Annotated in this window: 11 protein-coding genes; 4 read left to right on the top strand and 7 right to left on the bottom strand. The window is 48.7% G+C overall.

Going from position 1 to position 11,753, the window contains the following annotated elements:
• Positions 1-10 precede the first annotated feature (10 nt).
• The 3 genes from NO559_RS08230 to NO559_RS08220 form a co-directional block, all read right to left on the bottom strand.
• Positions 11-1,054, bottom strand: a complete 1,044-nt coding sequence (locus NO559_RS08230; RefSeq protein ID WP_258331333.1) for an efflux RND transporter periplasmic adaptor subunit — start codon at positions 1,052-1,054, stop codon at positions 11-13.
• A complete protein-coding gene (locus NO559_RS08225) occupies positions 1,051-2,382 on the bottom strand; it encodes a TolC family protein (RefSeq protein WP_258331332.1) in 1,332 nt (443 codons plus the stop codon). The genes NO559_RS08230 and NO559_RS08225 overlap by 4 nt, the downstream gene beginning before the upstream one ends.
• An 82-nt stretch (positions 2,383-2,464) precedes the next feature.
• Positions 2,465-2,788, bottom strand: a complete 324-nt coding sequence (locus NO559_RS08220) for a hypothetical protein (protein ID WP_258331331.1) — start codon at positions 2,786-2,788, stop codon at positions 2,465-2,467.
• Between the two features lie 475 nt (positions 2,789-3,263).
• Between NO559_RS08220 and NO559_RS08215 the strand changes: the two genes are divergently transcribed.
• The 3 genes from NO559_RS08215 (at position 3,264) to NO559_RS08205 (ending at position 4,710) form a co-directional block, all read left to right on the top strand.
• Complete coding sequence (locus tag NO559_RS08215; protein ID WP_258331330.1) at positions 3,264-3,488, top strand: helix-turn-helix domain-containing protein; 225 nt, start codon at positions 3,264-3,266, stop codon at positions 3,486-3,488.
• A gap of 422 nt (positions 3,489-3,910) precedes the next feature.
• Positions 3,911-4,333 carry a DUF1249 domain-containing protein gene (locus NO559_RS08210; RefSeq protein ID WP_258331329.1) on the top strand — a complete coding sequence of 141 codons (423 nt, stop codon included), beginning with the start codon at positions 3,911-3,913 and terminating at the stop codon, positions 4,331-4,333.
• Between the two features lie 143 nt (positions 4,334-4,476).
• Positions 4,477-4,710 (top strand): AlpA family transcriptional regulator, encoded by a 234-nt coding sequence (locus tag NO559_RS08205; protein WP_156873349.1) that lies wholly within the window; start codon positions 4,477-4,479, stop codon positions 4,708-4,710.
• On the opposite strand, the gene NO559_RS08200 is transcribed toward NO559_RS08205, so the two are convergent.
• The 3 genes from NO559_RS08200 to guaB form a co-directional block, all read right to left on the bottom strand.
• A complete protein-coding gene (locus tag NO559_RS08200; protein ID WP_258331328.1) occupies positions 4,673-5,890 on the bottom strand; it encodes a site-specific integrase in 1,218 nt (405 codons plus the stop codon). The two genes, NO559_RS08205 and NO559_RS08200, sit on opposite strands and share 38 nt — an antisense overlap.
• A gap of 308 nt (positions 5,891-6,198) precedes the next feature.
• Positions 6,199-7,779, bottom strand: coding sequence for a glutamine-hydrolyzing GMP synthase (gene guaA / locus NO559_RS08195; protein WP_258331327.1), 1,581 nt, complete (start codon positions 7,777-7,779; stop codon positions 6,199-6,201).
• 81 nt (positions 7,780-7,860) lie between these two features.
• The gene (gene guaB, locus NO559_RS08190; protein WP_258331326.1) at positions 7,861-9,330 is read right to left on the bottom strand and encodes an IMP dehydrogenase; all 1,470 of its coding nucleotides are present in this window, start codon (positions 9,328-9,330) and stop codon (positions 7,861-7,863) included.
• Between the two features lie 192 nt (positions 9,331-9,522).
• Between guaB and xseA the strand changes: the two genes are divergently transcribed.
• Positions 9,523-10,893, top strand: a complete 1,371-nt coding sequence (gene xseA / locus NO559_RS08185; RefSeq protein WP_258331325.1) for an exodeoxyribonuclease VII large subunit — start codon at positions 9,523-9,525, stop codon at positions 10,891-10,893.
• On the opposite strand, the gene NO559_RS08180 is transcribed toward xseA, so the two are convergent.
• On the bottom strand, positions 10,890-11,540 hold the full coding sequence (locus NO559_RS08180; RefSeq protein ID WP_258331323.1) for a Crp/Fnr family transcriptional regulator: 651 nt from the start codon (positions 11,538-11,540) through the stop codon (positions 10,890-10,892). The genes xseA and NO559_RS08180 overlap by 4 nt on opposite strands.
• Positions 11,541-11,753: the final 213 nt, after the last annotated feature.

Below are 11,753 nucleotides of genomic sequence, written 5' to 3'. Positions count from 1 at the left end.
TTACGTCCTCTTAGTGATCGTGGGAAGCGCCGGATTTTTCTAAATCGGCTTTGATCAGATAGCTGTTTTTGACAACATATTCGTCACCAGACTTCAGCCCATCCAATACCTCAGTAAAACGGCTATCACTGCGACCCAGTGTGACCGGTCGTGCTTCATAGCGTTCACCTTCTTTGACAAAGACAACCGTGCGGCTTTCAAACGTTTGAAAAGAGCGATTGTCCACTCGCAGGGCGACTTGCACTTGCTCCACAGTCACCAGACCTTGCAATAACAATCCAGGAGTCCAACGTCCTTGCTTATTATCAATAGCTGCCCGAGCCAGGACAAACGGTTGACCACTGTCGCTGGGAATCAAGTGTTTGATCATGGACGTTGTCTGCTCCGATTCTATTGACATGGTGACCGGCTGCCCTAAGGCGATACGGCTCATCTGGCCAGGGAATATCTGGAACTCTGCCCAAACCTGATCAAAGTTAGCAACCGTGAACAGTGCCTGCTCCTCCGTCGCTTCACCCTGTGAGGCATGACGAGCCGTAATGATCCCTGAAAAAGGTGCCTTTAAAACATAGCGTTTGAGGCTTTCATTCGACTCCACCTCTGCCAGCTTTTGCCCTTTTTCGACACGCTCGCCGATACTGGCGCTTACCTGTGTAATCGTACCGGGAAAGCGTGCACGAATATGACTGATACGCCCCGGGTCGGCAATCACCCGACCATAAACGGTCAGCGTCTTGTTGATTTCACCAGGACCAGCAACGAAGGTGGTAATACCGGCTTTGCTAGCCATCGCGTCAGTAATTTCAACAACGCCTTCCTGATCTTCTAGATCCCCTCCCTCATGACCATGTTCCTCATTCTCTTCTTCATGACCCTCTTCATGGTCATCTCCCTGATGCTCTTCATAATTCTGCTTTGCATGGTCATGTGATTCATGCCCGTGTTGCGCATGGTCATCACTCTCACTGTTGGCAGCCAGGCTCACTGTGAGCAACGCTACAAAACCGATGACCAACCCCATCGAGCCCTTTTTTTTCAAAATACAAATATTCATTGTTTAGCTCCTTGGAAATTGGTGAAAGAATATTGCTCTACCGTCAGCGGTTCTGCGGTAAGTTGTTCAATGTCCGCGCCATAACGCAAAGCGGCGGCGGCGGCATCAATCAAGGTTCGACGCGCACTTAACAACTCTTGCCTAGCAGATACATAATCGACATAGCTATAACGTCCACGTTCATAGGCCTGCTGTGTTCCCTCCAAGGCCTGCTCCAGTGCAGGAACAATGTTCTTACGTAAATCGTCTACGGTGTGAATAGCCTGCTGCCGATTGCTATAAGCGCGATACAGTTGCGCACGCATCGTCAGCAAAGCAGCCTCTCGCTGTACAGAGATCACGTCACGAGCGGCTGTGGCTGACCGAACCGCTCCACTATTTCGGCGTCCGGAAAACAAAGGGACGGAAAATCCTGCGACAACAGCTGTGTTATCCGTTTCCTGAAACCGCCTCAATCCAACCGACCAGTTCACATCGCTACGACTCTGGGTCTTGGCCAGCCGTAATTCGGTTTCCTTTAATCGCTCCTCTGCAGCAAAAACCTGAATCGCCGGGTTCAGCTCAACACGTTCATACAGCGTATCGAATGTCACATCCTTACTAAAACGGTACAAATCACCTTCAGCCCGATTAAAATCCGGCTTTGTCTCTCCCCAAAGTGAACCCAAAGCTACGTTGAGGTAACTCAACTGTTTCTTTTCTGCAGAAACCGTAAGATGAGCCTGAGCTGCGGCTGCTTCGGCACGTTTAACTTCAGCATCCGGTGACGCGCCAGCCTTAGCCTTTGTTTTGACTGCCACTAATGCCTCCTTCGCCAGCTGATCCGCTTTCTCCGCCAAAACCACGCGTTGCTGTGCAGCTAACACATCAATGAAACGGCGCGTAACCTCACCCGATAAATCCAAAGCGTCTGCTTGCCTTTGAGCTTCAAACCGGCTGAAACCACGATTGACAACCTCGACTCTCGCATCCCGCTTTCCACCCAACTCTAATGCTGATGACAATGAGATCGTCAGCTCCGCTTGGTCAAACCCATTAAGATCTCCGGAACCCGCAAAGTTCTCGGCCTCAAAGTTCAGTTCATAGGCTGGGCGGAGCTCGGCCGTAGCCAACTCGCCTTTCAGCGCTTGCTGACGAAAATCAAAAACCTTCAAAGACGGGTTCTTGGCCAGGGTACGTTGTATCGCAGTTTGCAATGTGATTGTGTTCTCTGCTGCCTGCAATGAAGTAACGGGCAGCATCAGCAAACCGATTAGGGCAAAGCCGACTCCTAACCTTTTTCGGTTGCTTCGGGGCACAACCACGGCCCCATGTTCAATACTTAGCATGGTATTAATCCTACATAAGCGTGACAAACCAGGGCATTATCGCTCTAACGGCGATAAACCCAATAAAAGACTGTGCGTAGGATTAGGCTTGAGGAGGACGGTCTAGCGAAGAAGGAATGTAATTAGGCTTAACACCGATTAGACTTAATAGGCGAACTTTGCCTTTCGCAGAAACATGACTGAATGTGGGTGCGACAATAGAATTGAAATGGGGACAATGATTGTGGTGGCAATCTATCGAATCTGCTGAAGACAGACCACCATCTAATTGGTCTGCAATACTATTACCATCTTCGGTATCGGCAAAACTGTGATATATCCCTTGTGGGTCTGTATCTGAATGATGTTCCTCATGAGAGTCAGCCACAGCCAACACTGACTGCAGAGCAATCAGTACGACTAACATGTAAGACACCCATTTTCTCATGACACATCTAATAACTGTTAAAGGACTTTAAAGAAATAGCTCGACCACTTACGACAAACCGAACCGCTTTTAGTTCATCATATATTACCTAATTAGTCAATTTTAGCTCTACCATACACCGCCTCTTAGCCTTTATTATCATCCTTTTCATACTAAAAGATTGCTTACAACCAGAAGTCGGCTCTCACCTAGGGCAGCGGCTGACTGACTTCCAACGATACCCGCACACTAGCAAAATTTCTGCAGGCTAGACCCAGTGTAACCATTAGGTGATTCATTACACCTTGTGACTGTAAGTAAATACACTCACAAGGCGTGCCAGATCCTATAAAAGCTCGATCTCAATAGATAGCGCTCGTACTCGAAATATATTTCTTTATGGACTGAAACAAAAAGTGTGACTATCGACTAACCATACCGTTAATGTGCTCGTGACTCTTTCGGAAACCAAAACATGAACGACACCACAGCGACTATTGATGACCGTGAACTCACCACCAAAGAGGCAGCTTCTCTACTAGGTTTGTCGCCCAGCACACTGAGAAAATGGCGCTGTACTGGAGAGCGCCCCGAATTACCCTGGTGTAAGCGGTTTCGCAAAGTTTTTTACCTGGAATCTGAGGTCATTCTTTTCAAGGAAAAAAATACCACATCCAATTGCGATGAAACCTACGTCTAGCTGTTATTTCAACCATTCTGGAAGTATCTTGATTTAAGTATGTTGGCGTTTACCGAGCTTGGCCGGGTTCGCTAATCGCTCATTCCCCGTTGGGGAACTGCCGCCCTATCAATCCCTAACGCTTCAGCCCTCCAGGCTGCAAAATCATCGAAACAGTTTTCCTCACCTTCATCCACCTCTCAGCCAAATATCAACCCAGATGCTCAAGCTACTTTGCTAAGGGGCCTTGCCCCTCGCGCATTGCAAGTGCAAGGCTCCGCGCTTCCTCACCCGTTCAGATTCCTTCGCGTTGCTCAGTCACTTAGCTGCGGCTTCCGGTGAGCCACTGGCCATTTGCTACCCCCACGCTTCGCCAGCGGTGCAGGAGCGCAGACGGGTGCTGCGCTCGTTAAGCACAATTCACGAACTCAAGGGTAACCATTATGAGAAAGACCATTTATGAAACTAACTATGACCGGCTGATTAAACTGGGTGTTATTACTAATGAGAGGGCTGTACCCAATCAATGTCGCCGCAGTCAGGTGGCGGGGTTAATGGATTGGGTGGTGGAGCGTTTACCCCATCTGGACGGTGTTTCAGGCAATGATGAGGGTATTGCGGTGTCACTGGCGCATTACTTTGAGCAGAACGGCGATCTATGCAAAGATCCGGAGATGGTTGTACTTATCTACCCATCTCAACGAATGGCAGAAGCCTTTACCTTTGAAATGTCGATACCGCCTATCTATCAGCAAGTCTTTCCAGAGCCTGGCAAGTTCCACCCTCAACAGCGTAAAGAGCTTAATTCGTTTCTTCGGCAATGGCTGAATAACCTGATTGCACAGCAGCATTTCGTATCAGAATAATTTTTTATCGCATTGAAAGATTTGCAACGGAAAGTCGATACATGAATTGTTAGTGTTCTCGCTCGACATCCGTAAATTGAGTAGATGGAATAATAGCCGTGGGTAACACCAGAGAAACCAAGCATCGGGATAATGGAAGCACCTTGAATTCAGGAAAGACGCTGATCAACCGCAGAACATTATTAACGATGATTCCGCTCTCAGATCGCACCATCTACAATCTGGAAAAACGCGGCGAATTCCCTCGCCGCATCGTATTAACAAGCCGCAATGTCGCATGGGATTTAGCGGAAGTAGAAAATTGGATTGAAGAGCGTAAACAATCAGACGCTAAAGCCATCAGGCCTGGTATGCCTCTACTTCTCGGTTCTCGCTAGTCCATTCATCAATCATATTCGCCCAGTCCTGTAACATTTCTGTTCGCTGTTCTCGGTATTCCGCTTTATTGTAAATTGCCCTAACTCCCTTCTGTTCATGGGCAAGACTTTTCTCTATCCAATCCGTGTTGTAACCAGCCTCATGCAGCAGCGTACTGGCTGTCCTGCGCAAATCATGAGGACCGAATTTAGCAAGCGACTTTCCATCTTTCTGAGCAGCTTTGTAAGTATATGTGAGCACCCTATTTAGCGTGGCATTGCTCATAGGTGTATCCGAATCATACCGCGAGGGAAGCACATACTTTGAACCAGCAGCAAATGTTTTCAATGCAATAAAGATATCCATTGCTTGTTGAGATAAAAAAACTAAATGAGGCTTACGTCTTTTCATGCGTTCTTTCGGAATAGTCCAAAGCGCTTCGCTAAAATTAATTTCATCCCAGGTTGCATTGGATAACTCTGACTTTCTCACTAGAGTGAGCAACAATAGTTTAATCGCCGCGCGGTATTGAGGTGATGTCCCTATTCGATTCATGTACTTGTACATCAGATCAATTTCAAACGGTGTTAATGCTCTTTCACGCGGTACAAATTTAGCTATAGTGGTTGGACGTACCATTTCAGCCGGATTCTCTACATTCTGTCCTCGCTCAATCGCCCAACGGTAGACGTTTAAAACTACCTCGCGCGCATGAACAGCCGTTGCCGGGGCACCTCGTTCAACAATAGCGTCAGTCAAAGATCGTAGATCTTCATGGGTAACCTCAGCCAACTTCTGATTACCAAAAGCCTTCTTTAATTCTCGGTTATAAACAGACTTGCGCATGTCGCGGGTTGAATCCGCCATCTGATACCCACGCAGCCATTTATCTGCCCAAGCACCAAATGTTTCGGCACCTTTCACCCGCGCCCTATCGCGTGCCTTTTCTCTCGCAGGAGACTTACCAGAAGCAATCATTTTCTTTGATTCGTTAAGACGCTCTCTAGCCTCTGCCAAGCTAATACCACCCACGCCATAGCGCCCAAAAGTCAGCGTTTCTTGGCGACCATTTAATGAGTAGTTGTATCTGAATGAGACTGTACCAGTCTTGGATACAGCGACGTAAAGCCCATCGCGGTCAACAACTTTGTACATTTTGTCTCTGGGTTTCAGGTTTCGAAGCTTGGTATCAGTCAACATAAAGGTACCCTCTCAAAACGCCCCAAATACCATGATAAAAACTAGCGATTTTTAGGGTGTTTTTCTTTTAGATAACAAAGAGTTAACGAAATCCAATACCATGAAGACCTTAAAAATCACTGCATGGTATTGTCTTTGGTCATCAACATTGAAAAAGACGATACCATGGAAAATGCCATGAACAAAGTTTGCTTGGCGGTGCTAGAAGGTGCTTGAAATTACCAAGCCAATAAAGAAAAAACCCATTGAGAACAATGGGTTATAGTAGGTTTACTGCTTGTAGATACTTGGCGTTGCCAGACGTGGGATCATTCCCACTCGATGGTAGCAGGCGGCTTGCTAGACACATCATAAGTCACCCGCGATACACCACCAATTTCATTGATGATACGACCGGAGACTTTTTCTAATAAGTCATAGGGCAAGTGCGCCCATCTGGCAGTCATAAAATCTATGGTTTCTACCGCACGCAGCGCGATAACATATTCATAGCGGCGCGCATCACCCACCACACCTACCGACTTAACCGGTAAAAATACCGCAAAAGACTGGCTGGTTTTGTGATACCAATCGGCGGCGTGCAATTCTTCTAAAAAGATGGCGTCGGCCTCGCGCAAAATATCGGCGTATTCTTTTTTCACTTCACCTAAGATACGTACACCTAAGCCCGGGCCGGGGAAGGGATGCCTATAGACCATGTCGTAAGGCAGGCCTAATTCCAAGCCCACTTTGCGCACTTCGTCTTTAAACAATTCACGCAAAGGCTCTACCAATTCAAACTGCATATCATCAGGTAGGCCACCCACATTGTGGTGCGACTTAATCACATGGGCTTTGCCGGTAGCAGCAGCCGCTGACTCGATCACATCGGGGTAGATAGTGCCCTGCGCCAACCATTTAACATCTTTAAGTTTAGAGGCTTCGGCATCAAACACATCGATGAAAGTGTTGCCTATAATTTTACGCTTTTTCTCAGGGTCGCTTTCGCCCTTAAGATTATTTAAAAATAATTCTTCGGCATCGGCGCGTATCACTTTTACGCCCATGTTTTTGGCGAACATATCCATCACCTGGCCGCCTTCGTTTTTGCGCAGCAGGCCATTGTCCACAAACACACAGGTTAGCTGATCGCCTATGGCGCGGTGTAATAAGGCCGCCACCACCGAAGAATCCACACCGCCGGATAAGCCCAACAATACTTTATCACTACCCACCTGCGCTTTTACGTTAGCAATGGCATCTTCAATGATATTGGCTGGGGTCCACAAAGCTTCACAGCCACACAACTCTAATAACAGGTGTTCAAAAATACGCTTGCCTTGCAAGGTGTGCGTCACTTCGGGGTGAAACTGCACACCAAAAAAACGTTTCTCGGCGTGATACATACCGGCTATAGGGCAAGACTCGGTAGAAGCCATTAACTCAAAGCCTTCGGGCATGGCCACCACTTTATCACCGTGGCTCATCCATACATCTAATAAAGCCGCACCGGTGTCGGTGTTAACGTGATCTTTAATATCGTGTAGCAGCGCTGACTCGCCTTCTACCTTAACTTGGGCATAACCAAACTCGCGTATATCCGAGCCTTCTACCTTGCCGCCCATTTGTTCGGCCATGGTTTGCATGCCGTAACAAATACCTAATACAGGCACCCCCAGGTTAAAAACTAACTCAGGCGCTCGCGGTGATTCACCCGCGGTTACCGACTCAGGGCCGCCCGCCAAAATAACCCCCTTGGGGTCAAAGGCTTTAATATCGTCGTCAGAAATATCAAAGGCGCGTATTTCACAATACACCCCTATCTCACGCACCCTACGTGCAATCAGCTGAGTATATTGCGAGCCAAAATCTAAAATTAAAACTTTCTGGGCGTGAATATCACGTGACATAGTTAATCTCTAAACGGTAAAAATAAAAAAGTAATCACACATAATCAAAAAGGGACAGCCTATCGCTGCCCCTGTTTGCGGTTATGCGCGTGGATAATTCGGCGCTTCTTTGGTGATGCTAACATCGTGTACGTGACTCTCGTTCATACCCGCCGCAGTCACCTGCACAAACTTAGGTTTGGTACGCATGGTTTGCATATCGGGGCTGCCGGTATAACCCATGGCTGAACATAAGCCGCCCATCAATTGATGCACTATAGCCGACAAAGGCCCTTTATAAGGTACTCGCCCTTCTATACCCTCGGGTACTAATTTTTCCACACCAGCATCGGCGCTTTGGAAGTATCTATCACTAGAGCCCTGAGTTTGCGCCATGGCACCTAAAGAGCCCATGCCACGGTAAGATTTATAAGTACGGCCTTGATACAGCTCAACTTCGCCCGGCGCCTCTTCGGTACCGGCAAACATGCTGCCCATCATTACCGCGCTAGCTCCAGCCGCTATGGCCTTAGAAATATCACCAGAAAAACGTATACCGCCATCGGCTATTACCGGCACATCGTGCTCACGCAAGGCCGTGGCAACATTGGCTATGGCTGAAATCTGTGGCACACCTATACCTGTCACTATGCGGGTGGTGCATATAGAGCCTGGGCCTATACCCACTTTTACCGCATCGGCACCGGCTTCTACTAAGGCCAAGGCCGCTTCAGCGGTGGCGATATTACCGCCTACCACTTGTACCTCTGGGTATTGCTGCTTGATTAAGCGCACACGCTCAATCACATTTCTAGAATGGCCGTGAGCAGTGTCTACTACCAACACATCCACACCCGCCGCTATCAAGGCGGCAACTCTATCATTGGTATCGGCGCTGGTGCCTACTGAGGCTCCTACCCGCAAACGGCCATCGTGGTCTTTACAAGCCTTGGGGTAGGTTTGCGCTTTATTCATATCTTTAACGGTAATCATGCCGCGCAATTTAAAGTCGTCGTTAACCACTAAAACTTTTTCTATGCGGTGGTGATGCAATAACTCGCGCACCACATCCAAGTCTTCACCTTCTTTAACGGTGACTAAATCTTTTTTGGTGGTCATGATTTTAGAAACAGGCGCCGCTAAGTCTGTTTCAAAACGCACGTCACGGCTGGTAACTATGCCGACCAAATCACCCTTATCGATGACCGGTACACCAGAGATATTATACGTCTCACGAATTTCAAACAGCTTGGAGATAGGCTCGTCAGCGTTAATGGTAATAGGGTCTTTCACCACTCCGCTTTCATATTTTTTAACCGCACGCACCTGCTGAGCTTGCTCTTCTATGGTCATGCTCTTATGGATAATGCCTATGCCGCCCTCTTGAGCGATAGCTATAGCTAAGCGAGCTTCAGTCACCGTATCCATAGCCGCCGACACCAGAGGCATATTGAGGGTGATACCACGCGTTAGGCGAGTCGTTAAATCGACATCTTTTGCAGTGACTTCAGAATAGCCAGGCAGCAATAAAACATCATCGAAAGTTAAGGCTTGTTCAGCAATGCGCAACATATTAGATTCCAGTTGATCTGCTGTAAAAAGAAACGCCGCTGTGACACGGGTATAAATTAGCCCCGTATTGTAAGCTATTGATAAGGCAAGGTAAATACGAAAACCCAGTGTTTATGGGGGTTTCCTGCGCTTAATATCCAGGCCAAGCAGAAGAACTTATGCAATTACAAGGGTTTATGTTTCAATAGCGCCATGTTGACACCCCAAGCCCCACAAAATAATCGTACCGTGCTCAGCGTAGGCCAGCTTAATCGCCAAGCCAAACGCCTGCTGGAGTCGCAATTTCCCAATGTTTGGATAGAGGGTGAGATCTCCAACCTCTCACGCCCCTCTTCCGGCCACTGGTACTTTAGCCTCAAAGACGCCAGCGCCCAGGTACGTTGCGCCATGTTTCGCGGCAATAACTTGCGGCTGAGGTTTCAACCGCAAGCCGGGCAAAAAGTCGTTATCCGCGCCAAGCTCAGCCTGTACGAAGCTCGCGGCGACTACCAACTCATCGCCGAGTATATGGAGCCCGCCGGTGCTGGCGACCTGGCCCGCGCCTTTGAGGAGCTCAAAGCCAGGCTCAACCTAGAGGGGCTTTTTGACCCCAGCATTAAACAACCCCTGCCCGAGCACCCTAAGCATATAGTCGTCATCACCTCGCCTACCGGCGCAGCAATTCGGGATATTTTAACGGTGCTCAAGCGCCGCCACGCGGGTATACAGGTCACGATTTTACCGGTGGCGGTACAGGGCAACGAGGCAGCAGGGCAAATCGCCAGAGCCATACACACCGCCAACCACTTGGTTAACAGCCAACAAGCCGATTTTGATGTGATATTGCTGGGCCGCGGCGGCGGCTCGCAAGAAGACTTATGGGCCTTTAATGAAGAGATAGTGGCCCGTGCCATCGCCGCCAGCGAGCTACCTCTGGTCAGCGCCGTAGGCCACGAGACCGATTTCACCATAGCCGATTTTTGCGCCGACCTGCGCGCCGCCACCCCCTCGGCTGCCGCCGAGCTGCTCAGCCCCGACCTCAGTGAGCAAATCGCCACCATCGCGGGCTACCAGCAATGGCTGATCAGTTTTATCCAGCAGCGCCTAAGCCAGCAGCAACAACAACTGGGTTGGCTATCCAGCCGCCTGCGCCACCCCGGTAGCCGTTTGGCCGAGCAGCAACAACGCCTAGATGAACTGGATATACGCCTGCAACAGGCCTGGCAAAAAAACCGCAACCACAACCAACATCGCGCCGAACTGCTGCGCATACGCCTGCAGGGCTGCCAGCCACACGGCCTGATACGCAGCCTGCGCCAACACAGCTTGAGTTTATTGAAACAATTAAAACAGCTACACAGCCAACAACTGCAAAGGCAGCAGCAGCAGCTCAAAAGCACCATGCAGCGCCTGCACACCGTCAGCCCGCTGGCAACCCTGGATCGCGGCTATGCCATAGTGACCGACCACAGCGGTCAAGTGGTAACTAATGCCCAACAGCTGCAGGCAGGGGATGAACTCAACGCCAGGTTGAGCAAGGGCGAAGTAAACTGCGTCGTTAAAGCGGTAAAAACAGGCCGCTAATACTCGGCGGGCAAACGGCCGTGAATAATAATTTGTCGGCCTTCAAAGCTAATATAATCACCCGCCACCAAGTCTTTCAGTATACGGGCCACCATCTCACGGGAGGCCCCCACCCTATCGGCAATATCTTGTTGGGTGAGTTTGTCAGGGATAATCGAGCTAATCGCATCCCTAGGCGCCGCCAGATCATTAAGCACATTAACCACTCGGCCATAAACATCCTGCAAGGCCAGTAGTTTCACGTCGTGGGTAAGCTTACGCACCCTGCGGGCAAGATTGCGTATTAATACCTTGGCAATATTGGGCTGCTCGTCTAATACACGGTTAAAGTCTTCTTTATAGATAATGCAAAAATTGGATTTATCTAAGGTGCGCACCGAAGCCGAACGCTTGTCATCATCCAATAGCGCCAGCTCACCAAAATGCTCGCCAGCCTTCATAGTATTCATAATAAATTCTTTACCGGCTTTATCGCTGCAGTACACCTTTACCCTACCCGAGTTAATAATATACAGGGCATCGGCATAATCCCCCTCATTAATCACCACGGTGTTTTTAGCATAAGTGCGCACTACCACTTTATCCGCCATTAATGCTAGCTCCTGCGGATTTAAGCCCTTGAAAATATCCAGTTTTCCGAGAATCATTATTATTACCACTTATTATAATTGTTATTCTCAAGGCTAAGCACATACGGCCATCCCTTGAACGCAAGCCTTTAAATAATAGCTACTGCAACTTTTTCGTGCCCAAAAATATAACACAGCCTTAGCACAATGCCAGTTTTCACTTACTTAATACCCCATTACGGTACTACCGCTTTGGGGATACTAGGATATACTTAATCGCGCTTGCCCAGT

Origin of the sequence: Dasania sp. GY-MA-18, assembly GCF_024734385.1 — a bacterium.
Classification (GTDB): Bacteria; Pseudomonadota; Gammaproteobacteria; order Pseudomonadales; family Dasaniaceae; genus Dasania; species Dasania phycosphaerae.
This window is presented reverse-complemented; position numbering and strand designations above follow the sequence as displayed.

What these genes read in the sequence shown, in the direction of transcription:
- NO559_RS08230 (WP_258331333.1), bottom strand. Translation starts at nt 1,054, where the DNA reads ATGAATATTTGTATTTTGAAAAAAAAGGGCTCGATGGGGTTGGTCATC.
- NO559_RS08225 (WP_258331332.1), bottom strand. Translation starts at nt 2,382, where the DNA reads ATGCTAAGTATTGAACATGGGGCCGTGGTTGTGCCCCGAAGCAACCGA.
- NO559_RS08220 (WP_258331331.1), bottom strand. Translation starts at nt 2,788, where the DNA reads ATGTTAGTCGTACTGATTGCTCTGCAGTCAGTGTTGGCTGTGGCTGAC.
- NO559_RS08215 (WP_258331330.1), top strand. Translation starts at nt 3,264, where the DNA reads ATGAACGACACCACAGCGACTATTGATGACCGTGAACTCACCACCAAA.
- NO559_RS08210 (WP_258331329.1), top strand. Translation starts at nt 3,911, where the DNA reads ATGAGAAAGACCATTTATGAAACTAACTATGACCGGCTGATTAAACTG.
- NO559_RS08200 (WP_258331328.1), bottom strand. Translation starts at nt 5,890, where the DNA reads ATGTTGACTGATACCAAGCTTCGAAACCTGAAACCCAGAGACAAAATG.
- guaA (WP_258331327.1), bottom strand. Translation starts at nt 7,779, where the DNA reads ATGTCACGTGATATTCACGCCCAGAAAGTTTTAATTTTAGATTTTGGC.
- guaB (WP_258331326.1), bottom strand. Translation starts at nt 9,330, where the DNA reads ATGTTGCGCATTGCTGAACAAGCCTTAACTTTCGATGATGTTTTATTG.
- xseA (WP_258331325.1), top strand. Translation starts at nt 9,523, where the DNA reads ATGTTGACACCCCAAGCCCCACAAAATAATCGTACCGTGCTCAGCGTA.
- NO559_RS08180 (WP_258331323.1), bottom strand. Translation starts at nt 11,540, where the DNA reads ATGATTCTCGGAAAACTGGATATTTTCAAGGGCTTAAATCCGCAGGAG.